Below are 17,577 nucleotides of genomic sequence, written 5' to 3' on the forward strand. Positions count from 1 at the left end.
AAGCAAGCAAGTTTTAACATCCATAGTTTTTATGGGGTTCAATCAAATGACTAAAATAAAGAGCACTTTTCCTGTTTTGGTATTCATTCAAACAGGGGAAAGTGCTCTTTGCATCTCAATGGGTTAATTAGAGTGTGACAATCATTAAGCGGAAATTAAAACAATAATCACTGCGCTTTAAGACGCTCATGGGCAGAACTTTTAGCTGAATCTATGAGTTGATGCTCCAAAGTTTTTCCTAAGCCATAGAACGGCATATTTACGTAAACCGATTCATATTGTCCTTGTTGAACTTGGAAAGTTTCGTGATAAATTCCGACGGCGTCATTATCGCGTGCATTCTGGTTGAATTTTTTCCAGGCAGTTAAATGCTTGTCGTTGCGCGCATACGCAAGCAAGTCGTCGGTGGAACGCCAATACTGGATCATCGTGGTCGTGCGTAACCCAAAATAGCTTTCCATCGACAAAAATCCGAGCTCCTCCTTATGCGTATAGAGCTCCTTGATCATGCCGGGCATCGCACTGAAGACCGGAAACCATTTGGTCACTGCCAACCGGTTGTTGAAACGCATGCCTATGATGAAAACGACAAGATCATCCGAGTTTTCCGTTGTGAACCGTCCGGGGAAAACTTGCTGTGCCATGTCTGTTCCTCCTTATCGGATATTTTTCAAAGTATATTCACACCACTCAATGGCCGCTCGTGTGACTCGTTTTCCATAATCCAAAGTGAACAGCCAGTACATGGCGTCTTTTTCTTCATGATGGCTGTGGCGGATGCCCTGTTCAATCGCTTCATATGTAGCATGGCGGGATTCCAGTGTTGTTTGGTAGTCTTCAAGTAAGGACATAGTGTGCTCACGAGATTGATGTGCACCGAAGAATAGTTTCAGCAAGACTTCGTTGCGCTCAGCCGGGACTTGGTCGATGGGTTGCTCGATCCAATTTTTCAATGTCGCCAAGCCTTTTTCGGTGAGGGAATACTCGTTTTTATCCGCGCGTCCCGAGGCAGAAGCGCTTCTCACTTCCGCCAAGCCATCTTCGACAAGCAGTTTGAGCGTCGGATAGATTTGGCCGTAGCTGATTTTCCAAAAATGATTCAAGCTTTGATCCATGAATTGTTTGATGGAGTAGCCTGAGGTGCAGTCTGTCGTCAAGATACCCAATATGGCATAAGTTGTATTATTGTATGATTTCATATTTACACACCTATCTAAAAGATATATATCATTTAGATATATAGTAAGTGAGAAAATTAAATAAATCAAGTAAATAGTTTGAATTGACTGATTTTTTATTGATTTAATAAGCAATTGATATAAGTGAAAATCCATTTTCAATTTTTTCCTTCCTTAGGCAAAGAAAGAAGAAATTCACGCAACTCTTTCTGTTTTGGTTCACGCAGAAAAAATTTGCCCTTATTATTATCCATATTACTGTTCAGTTGATCTCTAGTTGAGTATAATTCTAATGTAAGAATTATTATATGCAATTGGCAATATCCAGCAAAATGACTGTTGGATAAAAGTTCACCTTTTTTCATTATCAATTGGGAGGTTTTGACAAGATGGATAACAACGAACAAAAGCGCCACACTGCAGCATCAGACGCACAATGCCCATTCACGGGCGCCGGTGGGCAACAGCCTACTAGCCAAACGGGCGGACACCAGGACAGCGCCATCACGACTTCGAACAAGCCAGGCAAAACGCAAAATAAAGACTGGTGGCCGAATATGCTGAACATCAACATTTTGCATCAGCATGACACAAAAACGAATCCTTTAGGGGAAGAATTTGATTACCAAGCGGAATTCGAGAAATTGGATTACGATGCACTTAAACAAGATCTTCGCGACTTGATGACCAATAGCCAGGAATGGTGGCCAGCAGATTATGGCCATTACGGCGGATTGTTCATCCGTATGTCTTGGCACGCTGCCGGGACTTACCGTACACTCGATGGCCGCGGAGGCGGTTCTACCGGAAACCAGCGTTTCGCACCGCTTAATAGCTGGCCGGATAACGTCAACTTGGACAAGGCACGCCGTTTGCTTTGGCCGATCAAGAAAAAATACGGAAACAAAATCTCATGGGCTGACTTGCTTGTCTTGACGGGCAACGTGGCACTTGAATCGATGGGCTTCAAAACTTTCGGATTCGGTGCAGGCCGTGAAGATATTTGGGCGCCTGAAGAAGACGTCTACTGGGGCAATGAAAAAGAGTGGTTGTCAGATAACCGTTATTCAGGAGATCGTGAATTAGAAGAACCTCTTGCAGCAGTTGTAATGGGCTTGATTTACGTAGATCCTGAAGGCCCGAACGGTAAACCGGATCCGTTGGCAAGTGCTTTCGATATCCGTGAGACATTTGCGCGCATGGGGATGAATGATGAAGAAACAGTAGCACTCATCGCAGGCGGACATACATTCGGTAAAGCGCACGGCGCTGGCGATCCTTCCAATGTAGGCGACGATCCGGAAGCGGCCGTCATGGAAACCCAAGGACTGGGCTGGAAGAGCACATACGGTTCAGGAAAAGGGCGCGATACGATTACAAGCGGCATTGAAGGCGCTTGGACTGCCAACCCGACAAAGTGGGATAACGGCTACTACGAGCAATTGTTAGGCTATGAGTGGGAATTGACGAAATCTCCTGCTGGCGCTTACCAATGGACAGCGAAAGATCTATCTGAAGAGCAAATGGCACCGGATGCAGAAGATTCTTCTATCAAAGTGAAAACGATGATGACAACTGCGGATATGGCGCTTCGCGTAGATCCGGAGTATGAAAAAATTTCCCGTCGTTTCTACGAAAACATGGAAGAGTTCCAAGATGCGTTCGCGCGTGCATGGTTCAAACTTCTTCACCGCGACATGGGCCCGAAAGTCCGCTACTGGGGACCAGAAGTTCCACAAGAAGAATTGATCTGGCAAGATCCGGTACCGGCAGCTCCAGGAACGTTGAAAGACAAAGAATTAAGTGAACTGAAAGCGAAAATCCTGGAAAGCGGCATCAACCCGCAGCAGCTCGTCAAAGCAGCTTGGGCTTCTGCCAGCACATTCCGTGGTTCCGACAAGCGCGGCGGCGCAAACGGTGCGCGCATCCGCTTTGCACCACAGCGCAATTGGGATGCCAACGAACCGGAAGAGTTGGAAAAAGTGCTTTACTTCTATGAGCATTTGAAAGCAGAAACAGGCGACAAAGTAAGCATCGCTGACTTGATCATCCTTGGCGGGAACGCAGCGATCGAGCAAGCGGTCAAAGCAGCCGGTTTCGATATTGAAGTGCCATTCACGCAAGGCCGCGGAGACGCTCTTGAAGAGCAAACCGATGCCGAAAGCTTCAAAGTACTTGAGCCGCTATCCGACGGCTTCAGAAACTATCACAAGAAAGAATACGCAACAAGCCCAGAAGAAATGCTGTTGGATAAAGCACAATTGCTTGGCCTGACAGCTCCGGAAATGACTGTATTGGTCGGCGGCATGCGCGCACTTGGCGCAAACCACGAAGGCTCTACAGCAGGCGTCTTGACGGATAATGTCGGCGTCTTGACCAACGACTTCTTCACGAAGCTCTTGGATATGGATATCGAATGGGCACCGGTTGAGTTCAACAAATACGAAGGCAAGAACCTTGTAACCGGCGAATCCGCTGGCACTGCGACGCGCATTGACCTCGTATTCGGCTCGAACTCCATCCTGCGTGCGGTTGCTGAAGTCTATGCACAAGACGACCATAAAGAAAAATTCGTCCGCGACTTCATCAAAGCATGGAACAAAGTGATGAATGCCGATCGCTACGATTTGCAGAACTAAATGAGACACTGGCCGGCCAGCATTTTGCTGGCCGGTTTTTTTATGGGCTCAAAATGACGTTTGCTTCTGCCGAAGTTATTTTTTGTTGAAAAAATTTACCAAAAGTGATTCCGAAATGATCGTTTCAATTAAATGAAAATAAAAAAATGGAGAAGTTGACATATGCGATTGTAATTTTCTAATTGAAGTAAAAAATTTCTTTTTATTCGATAAAGTTTTCAATATTTTTCAATTAGATTATGCTACATTAAGATTAAAAAGAGTGAAAGAGGGGTGTCTTCCGTGCATTCCCCGCTGATGGTATATCTTACCTTAATTTGTACGTCGACTGTATTTATCCTATTTTTACTTATATACGTTTTCCGGAAGCGTCATAATTATTCGGAAATTGCGCATTATTTCTTGCTCTATACCGCGGCAATCGGCATTTATTGCTTCGCCTCGGGAATGGCGTTAATGGCAAATACACTTGGGCAGATGAAATTTTGGACCATTATCCAATACGTCGGCATGCCGTTCTCTGCGCCTCTCGGTTTACTATTCATCATGCGCTATTTGGGGATTAATGTAACAAGGACTGGGTTTTGGTCCCTAATGATTGTGCCGTCCATTACCTTGTTCATGGTCATCACCAACGATTGGCATGGGCTGCACTACCGGGTATTCGAAGCCGATCCCGCGATGGGCATGCCGTTCATCTATCAAGAAATCGGGACCTGGTATGCTGTTCACGGCCTTTACATCTTTTCCTGCATGTTTGTGGCTTTTGGACTTTTGCTGTCCAAGTGGAAAGAAACTGCCCGTGCTTATCTTCCACAGCTAGTGGCATTACTGTTCGGGCAATTACTCCCGATGCTGACGGCTTTTTTGTATTTGATTGGCGTGACACCGAGCGGGTTAGATCCGGTGCCAATGGTGCTATGGCTATCGTCTGTTTTATATTTTTGGGCGATTAGCTCATCGACCTTGTTTGCTATTATGCCAGTGGCGAAAGATATCATTTTCAATAATATTAAAGACGGCGTCATTGTGCTCGATAAATCTCACCGGTTGATAGAGTTTAACCGGGCTGCGAAGAATAGTTTTCCGCTTTTGGATAAGTCTATGTATGGCATGGAGTTTCAAAGCATTTGGCTGCGACTGGCAGGGGAACGGTTTCCTGTCGAACTGGCGAGCACGGGCCTTCAGGAAATTCAAGCCGTTATAGGCCATTCAGAGCGCATCTACCAAATCAGCGCCTCGACCATGAAACATGGCGGCAGCAGTGAAGGCTTGCTGCTTATTTTCACAGACGTGACCGAGCTGAAAAAACTGCAGGAGCAATTGGAACGCCAAGCTTTTTACGACGAATTGACCCAAGTTTACAACAGGCGCGCTTTCTTGCGGCAATGCGAAGAGAATTTTGCAGAAGCTATTGAGAGTTCCGCTCCTTTTTCGGTCATTCTCATGGATATTGATCACTTTAAAGCCATCAATGATACATATGGACACGATATAGGCGACCAAGTTCTTGTCCATATTGCCCAAATTTGCCGAAACAAATTGCAAGAAGGACAGATTTTCGCCCGTTACGGTGGGGAGGAGTTTGTTCTGGCGTTAAAAGGACATACAGTGGAGAAAGCGGAGCAAGTGGGCAATGAACTCAGGAATTATTTGCAGCTGCATCCACTTGTCACCGGTGAAAGAAGGATTTCAGCCACAGTCAGCATGGGCGTCGCTCAAAGCACGAACGGAAGCTTGCAGCAGCTCTTAAAGAAAGCGGATATCGCTCTTTATGCAGCGAAACAGAATGGGCGAGATCAAGTGTCTGTATACAAGAAAATAATGGGATCCATTAAGTGAAATAAGAAAAAGGCATCTCTTATGAATTCAATTCATAAGAGATGCCTTTTAATTTCCCTCAAATTTTGCGTCTGTCAAAAAAACCTCTAAGCAGGAGAAACTATGCGGTATGTCAAAAGTAAGATGAAGAAGGCAGCAGCACGGATTTTCAAAAATCATACGTTGGAATAGGAGGTTATTACATGTGTGCCCGTAACAAACAGTTGACCCAAGAGCAAAGCCAGGATTTGCTCGAAACCTTGAAACAACGCTTTGAACAAAACGAACAACGCCACGAAAAGATGGGCTGGGACAATGTCTTGCTGAAGCTGAACGAAAACCCAGAGAAGTTAGCGATTTTGCATCAAATGGAGGAAACCGGCGGTGAACCGGACGTCATCGGCTATGAAGTGGAGACTGGCATGTTCTTGTTTTGCGATTGCTCAAAAGAAAGCCCTGCAGGACGCAGAAGCCTTTGCTATGACCGAACGGCGCTTGAAGCGCGTAAGAAGAACAAACCTGAAAATTCAGCAGTCGACAGGGCCAATGAGATCGGCATTGAATTGTTGACAGAAGACCAGTACAGGCTGCTCCAGACATTGGGCGAGTTCGATTTAAAAACGTCGAGCTGGCTAGAGACACCGCCTGAAATAAGGGAACGGGGTGGTGCGATTTTTGGTGATTGCAGGTACGGACAGGTTTTTGTTTACCATAACGGAGCTGATTCCTATTACGCCGCAAGAGGGTTTAGGGGAATTTTGAAAGTATGAACGAGTGAAGATGTTTCACGTGGAACCACACGGATGGACTTGGCAGCAAGGGGAGACCCGATAGCAGAAACCAGAAAGGAAGTTATTATGAAGCAACTGTATATCAAACAAAAAGTGTTCAGCTTGAGCGAGAAATTCACGGTTAAAGACGAGCAAGAACAGGACCGCTATTTTGTAGAAGGAAGTTTTTTGAAAATCCCGAAGACCTTTTCAATCTTGGACGCTGAAAACCAGGAAATTGGAGTTATCACGAAAAAGACCTTCAGTTTCTTGCCGACTTTCTTTGTGGAAGTGGATGGCCAGGAAGCTGTCACGATCAAGAAAGAATTCACTTTTTTAAAGCCGCGTTATGCCATTGAAGCGGAAGGCATCGATGTTGAGGGGGATTGGTGGGAAATGAGCTTTGATATTCTTCGCCACGGGCAAGTTATCGGTTCGGTAAGCAAACAATGGCTCAGCTGGGGAGACACGTATCAAGTAGATATCCTAGATGAAACGATGGAGCATCTCGTCATTTCACTGGTTGTGGCTATTGATTGCGTAAAGGCAGATCAAGCAGCTGCTTCTGCAGGAGGATAAGAAAGACGCGTTAATCCTTTACAGATGAATAATAATAAAAGACATTCACTTTACAAGTGAGTGTTTTTTTGTGAATATTAAAATTTTCTGAAAAAAATGATTTGAAAATCAATTCAAATAACTTTATACTTGAACATATCTTCTTTTCTCTAAAACTTCACTGTGCTAGAGAAAGAGAGCAAAAAAGGAGGCGGAAGCCGGTTGGAGAAGAAAGTTCGCAATTTATTTTATTTGTTCATCGCATTTGGGATCGTGTTATTGGCTGGATGTTCTAGCGATAATACGGAAAGTGAGGCCGGCACTGCATCGGAAGACGACAAGAGCGGCGGCACCTTGGTGTATGGGCGCGGCGCCGATTCGGTCAGTCTGGATCCGATCAATGTGACAGACGGTGAATCGATCCGGGTCACGCATAATATATACGAAACTCTATTGGAGTATGATCATAATTTAGAGCTTCAGCCGAAACTCGCGACTGATTACAGTTCGAGCGAAGATGGCCTGACTTGGACATTCCAGCTGCGCGAAGGCGTGAAGTTCCATGACGGCACCGATTTTAACGCAGAGGCCGTCGTCTTTAATTTTGAGCGCTGGATGGATCCGGAAAACCCGTACCATGAAGGGGATTTTCCTTATTATCCGTTCCTGTATGGAGGATTTAAAGGAGACGAAAACCACCTGATTGAATCGGTGACAGCGACTGGTGAGCACGAACTTGAAATCGTGTTGAAGCGAAAAACCGCACCGTTCCTTAGCTATTTAGCGATTTCGATGTTCGGGATCGCGAGCCCTGCAGCGATCGAACAATACGGAGCTGGCATCGGCGAGAATCCGGTCGGCACAGGGCCGTTCAAGTTCGAGGAATGGAACCGCAATAACACGATTACGCTGTCTAAAAACGAAGACTATTGGATGGAAGGAAAGCCTTATCTTGACCAAGTCATCTACCAAGTCATTCCCGAAAACTCTGCACGCTTGAATGCCTTGCAGACAGGGGAAATCGATATTGTGGATGGCATGAATGCAAGCGATACGACGATTGTTGAAGACACGGAAGGCATTGAACTGATTAAACGCCCAAGTTTCAATATCGGCTATATGGCGTTCAATATGGAAAAAGAGCCATTCGATGATCCTTTAGTGCGCAAGGCCATCAATATGGCGATCGATAAAGAGGAAATCGTCGATGCGTTTTATAACGGGCTGGCAGACCCGGCGACAAGCCCGCTGCCGCCTTCTCTCTGGAGCCACGACGAGTCGCTGGAGAAATACGATTACAATGTAGAAGAAGCGAAAAAACTATTGGCGGAAGCCGGCTTCGAGGACGGCTTTACCACGGAACTGCACACGATGAGCAATCCGCGCCCTTATTTGCCGGAACCGATGAAAATTGCGGAAGCGATCCAATCGGACTTGGCGGAAATTGGCATCACGGCAGAAATCGTGTCGTCTGAATGGGCGACTTATTTGGAAGATACGAAGAACGGCAAGCACAGCATGGCTATGTATGGCTGGACTGGGGTTATGGCGGACCCGGACAATTTCTTGTATCCGAACCTCAGCAAAACAAACGCCGAAGTGCCTGCACAAAACATCGCGTTCTATAAGAGCGACGAATTCACATCGTTGATCACGGAAGCACGTGAAACAATCGACCAGGACAAACGGACGGAGCTGTACCAAGAAGCCCAGCAATTGTTCCAGGAAGACGCGCCGTGGGTAATGCTCGCGTATACGACACCGCCTTTGGCACAGAGCGATTATGTGGAAGATTACAATCCGCATCCGATGAGCAACGATTTAATGACTGATGTATATCTATCAAACTAAGTAGTTGGAGTTGAGCAGTTGTGTATAAAGTATTGAAGGAATTATGTGGGTTGGTGGGGCCAAGCGGCTTCGAACAAGATGTACAACGCTATATCAAGGCTGAAATAGAAAATAAAGTGGAGACCTGCGAAGTGGACCCGCTCGGAAATATCATCGCCACGATTCCGGCGACGGATGCTTCCTTGCCGTCGATTCTGCTCGCTGCGCATGCGGATGAAATCGGCTTTATTGTTAAAAAGATCGAAGCGAATGGCACGCTGCGCTTCGAACAGCTGGGTGGATTCGATAACCGCACCTTGCTGGCCCAGCCGGTGACGATCAAAGGTGATGATGGCTACATCCAGGGAGTCATCGGAACGCTCGCTGTCCATTACGTGAAATGGGATGACCCGAAGCGCATTGCTTCGCACCGGGAACTGTATATTGATATTGGGGCGGCTTCGCCTGAAGAAGTGGCGCAAATGGGCGTCAGAGTGGGCCAGCCAGTGAGCTATGGCAGCGAATTGAAATTAATCGGTGATGCCAAGCAAAACCGCGTCGTCGGGAAAGCCTTGGATGACCGGGCGGGCTGTGCCGTCTTGCTGAAGTTGATCAATGAATTCCACCAAGCAGCCGATTTGGCGCATGGCGATATCCATTTCGCATTCACTGTACAGGAAGAGGTCGGGCTGCGCGGCGCTTCCGTCTTGAGCGCAAACCTGCATCCGGATTTCGCTTTGGCAATCGATACGACGCCGACGAGTGACACGAATGATGTGCTCATGACCGGCACACGAAAACTGGGAGCAGGGCCATGCATCAAGATTACGGATAAGTCCTTGATCTCACATCCTTTAGTAACGGGTTTGTTGGAAAAAGTGGCCACAGAGCAAGCGATTCCGTATCAACAGGAAATCTTTATGGGTATAGGCACAGATGCCGGCGCAATCCATATGACGCATAAAGGGGTGTCAGCTGGCGTCGTCTCGATTCCTTCCCGTTATACGCATACACCGATTGAAATCGTGGATCTGGAAGATTTGGATCATACAGTAGAATTGGTGAAACACTTTATTTTATCGTCGAATGAATTAAACGGAAAAAGCTTCCTGGATACCTAATAGCATTCCAAAAACGCCTTTTTACTCGTGAACCTTAGGGGGAGCGTAGGGAAAGGCGTTTTTTCTTTTGTGGAATGTATGACTTCTAAGCAAATTTCCTTAAATTCCAGAAAATTGAAACTTAACCCTAGTTATTTCGTATTATAAACAAAGGGGATGATCGGGGTGCAGAAAGGAGCAAGCAAATTGAAGCTGGCGCTGGCGGTGTTGGCCGTGATCGCGGCAGTCTTCACCATAGGCGGGTGTATGGCGGCGAAAGCCGATGACCCGAAAATGGAGACGATTGAGCGCGTATTGGAGCTGCAATTCAACGGGCCGGACGAGGAGTTTTTGGAGGCGATGTGGAATCCTGCCAACAAACAAATCGTGGATGGCGTCGAAGTGAATGAGGCATTTGAACAGCAAGTGGACGACAAATATGGAGCCTATTTCACCGACAGTGAATTGGATCAATTCATGCGGGTATTCGGCACCTATTTTCCAGGATTGGCTGATATTTATGGCTATGAGCTGCGCTTGGAAGACGTGGACATCGAGTTGAGCGATACGGTGGCGAACCGCTACCTGTTCACGGCAGAAGTGGCGTTTCAGAAAAAAGGCGGAAAAGAGCAGCACGCTGAAGTGGGAGGCGTCGTGTTATTCTCGACCGTCCAAGAAGGCAAGATCGGCAAGTTCACTTATATAGACGACCAAGGTTTATCAGAGCGCTTGAAACAATAACGATTGAGCAGGAGGGATGATGATGTTCATCAATGAACCACCAAAATGCCAAGTGTGCGGCAGGGAAATCGAGGGCGGTGAATTAGTGGAGCTCCAGATGCGTTACCCGAAGCGCAAAGGGTTCGCGGAGGTCAAAGCGTACTTAAAACTAGAGGCCAAGTTTACCTGCGATGCGTGCTCGAAAAGCAAAAAATAACGAAAGCCCCCGTCCGAACGGCTTCCGGGGGGGTGTGGAAGGCCGTTCGGACGGGGGCTTTCAAATGGCTTAACTTTCGGCAAGGAATCCTTCTTCAAAGATGCCAAGCAAATGGTCAAGTGTGATCGGGTCGCTATAAGTCGAAGCTTTCGTATTGATTTCAATGACGCGCTCTTCGCTTACGGCAGGGATATTGTTCCAGACATCGGTTTCCATGAATGAGTTGTCGACATCCGGGTTTTTGCTGAGGACGACGTAATCCCCTGCAAAGTCAGGCAATACTTCGAGCGAGAACGTGTGGACGCCCGCTTCAAGAGCCAGTTCCTCGACTTTTTCAGGCATGTTCAAGCCCATTTCTTGATAGAGGATTTCAGTGCCGCGTGCGTAATTATCACCGAATACATAGAATTCCTTATTGCCGCTTTCGATGACCGAAACAGTGGCGTCTTCACCGATTTTGGCGCGGATTTCTTCACCGGCAGCTTGTGCGCGGCTTTGGAAATCAGCGACCCAATCTTTCGCTTCCTGTTCTTTATTGAGCAATTTGCCGATTTCCACTTGCTGATCCAAATAATCGAGTTTGCCCCATGTAAAGGCAACGGTCGGTGCGATTTCGCTCATCTTGTCGAGATTTTTCATATGTGTGCCAGCGATGATAAGGTCCGGATCCAATTCGATGATTTTCTCCAAATTGTCTTCCGTAACGATTTCCACATCGGACAGCATATCTTCAAAAAGCGGGTTGGCATTGGTCCATTCGTCGATGCCGACGATATTGCCTTCAAGCGCCAAGACATTCGGCCCGTTCGTCAAGGCGATGATGCGCTGTGGGTCTGTCGGCACTTCAACGGGACCCGTTTCCGATTCGTATGTAAATGTTTCCGCTGCTGCGTCTTGTTCCGGTTCTGCAGCGCCCGTATCTTCAGACGATTCGGCAGAGCCGCAAGCAGCGAGTACAGCCAATAGCAGTAAAAGCACGAACAATAATCCTGATTTTTTCAAGTTCTTCTTCTCCTTTAGTAGAAAATGGTCTATCAATAATGATAATCATTTTCAATTAGATTCTTATTTAATCCTACTTCTCCATATATGTATTGTCAACAAACTTATGGAAGATAATTTCGATAAGTTTGCCAGTGTCGGGCAAGGCGGGCGATTATAAAAAATTTCAAAGGAAGTGGTCGGGGTGAATATTGAGTTAACTCGGTTTCGGGTGAAACAAGGAAAATCGGGAGCAGTGGACGAATGGCTGAAGTTCTTGAACGATCACATGGAAGAAGTTCTGGTGACCTTGGAAGGCGAGAACATGTACATTGAGACCATTTTCCGGGAGACGCTGGATGGGAACGAGTATCTGTATTGGTATTCGATACAGGGAAAAGGCGGGCAGGCGGTGAAAACTTCAACGCATTGGATCGATGAAAAGCATATGGAGTACTGGCAGGAATGCATCGATCCTGATTTTGAAGCCGTCGATTTATCAGTCGAAGCGGTCATGATTCCTCCACATATCCGAAACCTGATGAAGTAATAGAGACCAGAGCGGGCTGAAATAGAAGCCAGGCTCTTTTTTTTTATGAAAAATAACATCCAGCCCAAATTGTGCTTGCGCAATGAAAAACTAAGGTATATGATGTAAATCGTAACATTTACTCTTTGCATTGATTCATACAACCGAACCGCTTGATCGAGAGTTTTTCAATACATAGCATATCTTTAGCCCGCTGCCACACGAGGCTAAAAAATTTTCGGTTTTATAAATCGTAATAATTACTTTTTAAAGATTCATTACATTCAATTAGCGAAAGAAAAGTTTGTATGACCGGCTAATTTTGCCAAAATTATTCGATAAGGAGAAGATTTTATGAAGAAACTGCTAGTTTTACTCACTGTATTAGCCGCTATGGCGCTTTTATTGTCCGCATGTTCCGATTCATCGGCGGAGGGCGGGGAAGACGCCGTTAAAGAAGTGAATCTATTATTCAATTTTGCGACCAATTCACTCGACCCTCATGTCGACACAAGCTATGTGCCAGTGCGTGCTGGCATTGCCGAGACTATGGTTTATTTGAATGACGAAACTCTGGAGATCGAACCTTGGCTGGCGAAAAGTTGGTCGAGTGAGGATGGCCAGACTTGGACGTTCACCTTGCGCGAAGACGTGAAGTTTCAAAACGGCAAGCCGATGGACGGCGAAGCGGTGAAAGCTTCCTTGGAACGCGCCATGGCAGATAATATCGCCATTGAAAATGCGTTGCGCATCGAATCGATTGCAGTCGAAGGGGCGGAATTGACCATCAAGACGACGATGCCGTTTCCGGAATTCCCTTCTGAACTGGTGCATCCGAACACCTCGATCATCGACGTCAGTGAAACCGATTTTATCAATAAACCAATCGGCACCGGCCCGTTTGCCGTGGCATCGTTTACGCCTGGTACGGCTGTAGACTTGGTGCGCTTCGAAGATTATTGGGACGGTGCTGCGAAATTGGAGAAAGCGAGATTTTCATTTAACGAAGACGCCAATGCGCGTTCGCTTGCGCTCGAATCAAAAGGCGCGGACATCGTGTTCCGCCCTGAAGTGGAAACGGTCGAACAGTTGGAAGCGATTGACGGGGTGACGGTCGAGTCGACTTCAACTTTCCGCGTCCACCAGATGACCATGAACTTGCAGCGTGAGTCCTTGAAAGATGTGCATGTCCGCCAAGCGATCGATGCATTGATCGACCGTGACATGATCGCTGAGACGATTTTGAGCGGCCATGCGGAAGTGGCGACAGGGCCGTTTCCATCTTCCTTCTCTTTTGCGCCGGACTATCCTGAAAAAAAGCGTGGGATCGATGAAGCGCGCAAGCTTTTGGGACAGGTAGGCTATACGGAGCAGGACGGTGTGATGCAAAAAGATGGGGAGCCGTTGACCTGGACGCTATTGACCTATAGCGCACGCGCCGATTTGCCGTTAATTGCCCAAGTGTTCCAATCAGATGCAGGACAGCTTGGCATTGAAGTAGTGATTGAGCAAATTGAAATCCCGGAAGAGCATATGGCCGCTAACCGTGACTGGGATTTGACGACTTATAGCAACTTAACGGCACCGCGCGGGGATGCCGGCTATTATTTGAACGCGACCTATCATCCCGACGGCGCACTCAATTTCAGCGGTGCAGACGATGACAAGCTGACGGCGATGATCGATGAGTTAAATCAAGTCGTCGGCCAGGAGCAACGTTCGGATATCGCAGAAGAAATCGCCAGCTACGTGGACGAGCAAATGTACAACTCATTTGTACTGCATCCGAACACGCTCGTTGCCTATAATTCCGACAAGGTAAAAAATTGGACGACGACAAGAAGCGAGTACTATATGCTGACGAACGAATTGGATGTGGAGTAAGTGATTCGCATCATTACACGCCGCTTAGCCGAAGTTGCGGTCTTTCTATTATTGATCACGTTTGTCAGTTTCCTGTTCGCGCGCATGGCTCCGGGAGACCCGGTGCTGTCGATCCTGCGCGTTGATGATTTATCGGTATCGGCTGAACAGGTGGAGCAATTGCGAGAGGACATGGGGTTTAACGAGCCGTTGCTCGTCCAGTACGGCGAGTGGCTGGTAGATTTTGCCCGCTTGGATTTCGGGAATTCCTATATTTCCAACCAGCCCGTCATGGACATGTTGTGGAGTGGCGTTCCGGCAACTTTGGAATTAACGCTCGGCGGGCTGTTCGTCATGGTGCTGGTCGCTTTGCCGCTCGGGTCGCTCGCTGCGCTTTACCGAGGCAGCTGGATCGACCAAGTGAGCCGCGGCTTGTCATTGCTCGGTGCCGCCGTTCCAAGTTTTTGGCTGGGCCTTATATTGATCGATCTGCTCGGTGTTCGCCTAGGATGGCTGCCGACAATGGGGAGGGACGGCTTGCATTCTGCCGTCCTTCCTTCTATTACGTTAGGGCTCGCCATTTCAAGCGTCTATGTCCGGCTGTTGCGCTCGAGCTTGATTGATTCCTTGAACCAGGAAAATATCCGAGCTGCGCGCGCCCGCGGAATTTCAGAGCCGCGGATTTTCTTCAGCCATGTGCTGCGAGCGAGCTTGCCGCCGGTTATCACGGTATTTGGCGTCAGCCTAGGCAGCTTGATCGGTGGAGTCGTTGTCATTGAAGTGATTTTCGCCTATCCCGGAATCGGCAAGATGGTCGTTGATGCCATTCGCGGCAGGGATTATCCGATGATCCAGGGCTATATTTTTGTTATGGCCATCCTGGTATTTGTGATCAATAGCATCGTCGATCTATCGTATCGTTATTTGAATCCGGAACTGCGCTTAAAAGGAAAGGGGAGAGTGTGATGACAAGCCGGCTTACTATAAATAGAACGCGTGCCACCAAGGTGTTTTTATCGGCTTTCCTAATCCTCATTGCTGCGATTGCGGTTTACGCATTCCTCATATTGAAGCATGACCCGTCATTCGTCGATTTGAATGAGCGCTTGCTCCCGATGAGCTGGCAGCATCCTTTTGGCACCGATCATTTGGGGCGTGATATGCTGACGCGCATCCTGCTCGGCTTTCAATTGACGGTGGGCTATGGCTTTTTGGCGCTGTTGTTGGCGGTCGCCATCGGAGTGCCGATTGGCGTCATTGCTGGATTCAAGGGTGGCCTTGTCGATCGCCTGCTGATGAGGGTGGCGGATGCGTTTTTGGCGTTTCCGGACACGGTCGTCGCGATCGTGCTGAGCGGTTTGCTTGGTGCAGGCATCGAGAACTTGCTGCTGGCGATCATTTTGGTCAAATGGGTGAATTACGCGCGCCTTGCCCGCAGCACAGTCGTTACGGAACGGCAGAAAGATTACATCACCATGGCCAAGATCAACGGCTTGAGCGAATGGCGCATCATGTGGAAACATTTGTTTCCCCATTTGATTGGCCATATTTTGGTGCTCGCCAGCTTGGATCTGGGGAAAATCATTTTATTGATTTCTTCCTTGTCTTACATCGGGCTTGGCGCTCAGCCGCCGGCGCCGGAATGGGGCGCGATGCTCAATGAAGCCCGTCCCTATTTCCAGACAGTTCCGGCCTTGATGATCTACCCCGGACTCGCCATCGTGACCGTTGTGTTGCTCTCTAATTTGCTTGGCGATTATTTACGCGATAAATTTGACGTGAAAAAGGAAGTGGCAGAATGACGTTGCTCTCTGTACAAAATTTAACGGTCCAGGCCGGAGAGGTCCCACTTGTTAAGGGCATTTCCTTTGATGTCCAAAAAGGCGAATGGCTCGCCATCATCGGGCAAAGCGGTAGCGGCAAAAGCGTCAGCGCCTCCGCGATCGGCCGTTTGCTCGCGCCGAATTTGAAAGCCCAGGGCAAAGCGCTTTATAATGGAAAAGATATCCTGCAGTTCGGTGCAAAAGAAATGCGCCGCTTGCGGGGCACTTCCATTTCCTATATCTTTCAGGACTATCAAGGTTCATTTACTTCGTTCCATACAATCGGCCGCCATTTTGAGGAGTTTTTGAAAGCCCATTTCAAGCTTTCGAAAGCACAGCGACGGGAAATGGCGGAACAAGCACTCGAATCGGTCGGATTGCAGCCCGAGATGTACACGCGCTACCCGTTTCAATTGAGCGGCGGCCAGCTTCAGCGTAGCTCGATCGCCTTGGCATTGCTGACAAAGCCGGACCTCGTCATTGCAGATGAACCGACAGCGGCACTCGACAGCATTTCAGCCGCTAAGGTGCTTCGTTTACTCGCGGACCTACAGCAGAAAACCGGCTGCGCGATGCTGTTCATTACCCACGATCTGCGGCATGTACGAAAACATGCCGACCAAATTATTGTGATGAAAGAAGGAGAAATCGTCGAAAAAGGCGATAAGCAAAGCGTTCTGGACCAGCCGCAGCATGCTTATACCCGGTCGCTGATGGCGGCATCACCAAGCTTATCCGCAGCATCCCAGCTGTTGAAGGGGGACGACACATCATGCGTTTACTGCAATTGAACAATGTCCAAAAATCCTACCAGCCGGGCATTCCGGTACTAACAGACATCAACTTCTCGCTCGACCGGAAGGAATGTCTCGGGATTGTCGGCGAAAGCGGATGCGGCAAAAGCACCCTCGCCCGCTGCATTTTGCAGTTGGAGGGGCTTGACCAAGGGGAGATTTTGTTTGAAGGCACGCCCTTGCAGGATAAAGGCGAACGGGAAATCCGCCCGTATCGGCGCCACCTGCAAACCGTCATGCAAAATCCCGCTTCTTCACTGAACCCGAAGCTGAAAATTCGCCATTCATTGATGGAACCATTTCGCCAATACGGCGCACAAGTATCTTTGAGCCACTTCCAACATGGCAGTGAAGAAGGGATGGCGCGCCAATTGATGGAAGCGGTGGAACTTTCTCCGGACTTGTTGTCTCGCTATCCCCATGAACTGAGCGGCGGCCAGAAGCAACGTATCTCGATTGCGCGCGCCATCAGCCTGGAGCCCGCGCTTGTAGTGCTGGATGAACCAACTTCGAGTTTGGATGTCCTGACGCAAATGTCGATCTTGAAGTTGCTGGATCATCTTCGCGACGCATTGGACTTATCGTATTTATTTATTTCCCACGATCTGCTGGCCATTCAGGCATTAAGCCAAAAAATACTGGTCATGAAACAAGGGCAAATCGTCGACCGTTTCGAAAAAGGTGATTTGTTTGCAGATGAACGCCATCCTTATACACAACAATTGATTTCTTTATTCGACTGAACAGGAGTGCA

Annotated in this window: 17 protein-coding genes; 14 read left to right on the plus strand and 3 right to left on the minus strand. The window is 47.9% G+C overall.

Annotated features, from left to right (window positions below; all coding sequences use genetic code 11):
• Positions 1 to 167: 167 nt before the first annotated feature.
• Both KTG14_RS12615 and KTG14_RS12620 read right to left on the minus strand, forming a co-directional pair.
• The gene (locus KTG14_RS12615; RefSeq protein ID WP_216971254.1) at positions 168 to 644 is read right to left on the minus strand and encodes a DUF4188 domain-containing protein; all 477 of its coding nucleotides are present in this window, start codon (positions 642 to 644) and stop codon (positions 168 to 170) included.
• Between the two features lie 12 nt (positions 645 to 656).
• Positions 657 to 1,199, minus strand: a complete 543-nt coding sequence (locus KTG14_RS12620; protein ID WP_216971255.1) for a PadR family transcriptional regulator — start codon at positions 1,197 to 1,199, stop codon at positions 657 to 659.
• A 368-nt stretch (positions 1,200 to 1,567) separates the two neighbouring features.
• Here KTG14_RS12620 and katG point away from each other — a divergent pair, with 368 nt between their 5' ends.
• The 8 genes from katG (at position 1,568) to KTG14_RS12660 (ending at position 10,833) form a co-directional block, all read left to right on the plus strand.
• Positions 1,568 to 3,817 (plus strand): catalase/peroxidase HPI, encoded by a 2,250-nt coding sequence (katG, locus tag KTG14_RS12625; protein ID WP_216971256.1) that lies wholly within the window; start codon positions 1,568 to 1,570, stop codon positions 3,815 to 3,817.
• A gap of 297 nt (positions 3,818 to 4,114) precedes the next feature.
• Positions 4,115 to 5,659, plus strand: a complete 1,545-nt coding sequence (locus KTG14_RS12630) for a histidine kinase N-terminal 7TM domain-containing diguanylate cyclase (RefSeq protein WP_254178156.1) — start codon at positions 4,115 to 4,117, stop codon at positions 5,657 to 5,659.
• A gap of 182 nt (positions 5,660 to 5,841) precedes the next feature.
• The gene (locus KTG14_RS12635; protein WP_216971258.1) at positions 5,842 to 6,408 is read left to right on the plus strand and encodes a DUF4256 domain-containing protein; all 567 of its coding nucleotides are present in this window, start codon (positions 5,842 to 5,844) and stop codon (positions 6,406 to 6,408) included.
• An 87-nt stretch (positions 6,409 to 6,495) separates the two neighbouring features.
• A complete protein-coding gene (locus KTG14_RS12640) occupies positions 6,496 to 6,987 on the plus strand; it encodes an LURP-one-related/scramblase family protein (protein WP_216971259.1) in 492 nt (163 codons plus the stop codon).
• Positions 6,988 to 7,188: 201 nt separating this feature from the next.
• Positions 7,189 to 8,817 (plus strand): ABC transporter substrate-binding protein, encoded by a 1,629-nt coding sequence (locus tag KTG14_RS12645; RefSeq protein WP_254178153.1) that lies wholly within the window; start codon positions 7,189 to 7,191, stop codon positions 8,815 to 8,817.
• Between the two features lie 20 nt (positions 8,818 to 8,837).
• Entirely contained in the window at positions 8,838 to 9,917 is a 1,080-nt protein-coding gene (locus tag KTG14_RS12650) for a M42 family metallopeptidase (RefSeq protein ID WP_216971261.1), read from the plus strand.
• A gap of 165 nt (positions 9,918 to 10,082) precedes the next feature.
• The gene (locus KTG14_RS12655) at positions 10,083 to 10,637 is read left to right on the plus strand and encodes a hypothetical protein (RefSeq protein ID WP_216971262.1); all 555 of its coding nucleotides are present in this window, start codon (positions 10,083 to 10,085) and stop codon (positions 10,635 to 10,637) included.
• 22 nt (positions 10,638 to 10,659) lie between these two features.
• A complete protein-coding gene (locus KTG14_RS12660; protein WP_216971263.1) occupies positions 10,660 to 10,833 on the plus strand; it encodes a Fe3+ hydroxamate ABC transporter substrate-binding protein in 174 nt (57 codons plus the stop codon).
• 69 nt (positions 10,834 to 10,902) lie between these two features.
• Here the strand turns inward: KTG14_RS12660 and KTG14_RS12665 are convergent, their stop codons facing one another.
• Entirely contained in the window at positions 10,903 to 11,835 is a 933-nt protein-coding gene (locus KTG14_RS12665; RefSeq protein WP_216971264.1) for an iron-hydroxamate ABC transporter substrate-binding protein, read from the minus strand.
• A 184-nt stretch (positions 11,836 to 12,019) separates the two neighbouring features.
• On the opposite strand from KTG14_RS12665, the gene KTG14_RS12670 reads away from it, so the two are divergent.
• The 6 genes from KTG14_RS12670 (at position 12,020) to KTG14_RS12695 (ending at position 17,566) form a co-directional block, all read left to right on the plus strand.
• On the plus strand, positions 12,020 to 12,364 hold the full coding sequence (locus KTG14_RS12670; protein ID WP_216971265.1) for a DUF6176 family protein: 345 nt from the start codon (positions 12,020 to 12,022) through the stop codon (positions 12,362 to 12,364).
• 333 nt (positions 12,365 to 12,697) lie between these two features.
• Entirely contained in the window at positions 12,698 to 14,227 is a 1,530-nt protein-coding gene (gene nikA, locus KTG14_RS12675) for a nickel ABC transporter substrate-binding protein (RefSeq protein ID WP_216971266.1), read from the plus strand.
• Positions 14,228 to 15,172 (plus strand): nickel ABC transporter permease, encoded by a 945-nt coding sequence (gene nikB / locus KTG14_RS12680; protein ID WP_308461993.1) that lies wholly within the window; start codon positions 14,228 to 14,230, stop codon positions 15,170 to 15,172.
• Positions 15,172 to 16,008: a nickel transporter permease gene (gene nikC / locus KTG14_RS12685; protein WP_216971267.1), complete on the plus strand. Its 837-nt coding sequence runs from the start codon at positions 15,172 to 15,174 to the stop codon at positions 16,006 to 16,008. Before nikB ends, nikC begins: the two co-directional genes overlap by 1 nt.
• Positions 16,005 to 16,820 (plus strand): ABC transporter ATP-binding protein, encoded by an 816-nt coding sequence (locus KTG14_RS12690; protein ID WP_216971268.1) that lies wholly within the window; start codon positions 16,005 to 16,007, stop codon positions 16,818 to 16,820. The genes nikC and KTG14_RS12690 overlap by 4 nt, the downstream gene beginning before the upstream one ends.
• Positions 16,802 to 17,566, plus strand: coding sequence for an ABC transporter ATP-binding protein (locus tag KTG14_RS12695; RefSeq protein WP_216971269.1), 765 nt, complete (start codon positions 16,802 to 16,804; stop codon positions 17,564 to 17,566). Before KTG14_RS12690 ends, KTG14_RS12695 begins: the two co-directional genes overlap by 19 nt.
• Positions 17,567 to 17,577 lie beyond the last annotated feature (11 nt).

The organism is Planococcus sp. CP5-4_YE, assembly GCF_019042655.1.
In the GTDB taxonomy this organism is placed as follows: domain Bacteria; phylum Bacillota; class Bacilli; order Bacillales_A; family Planococcaceae; genus Planococcus.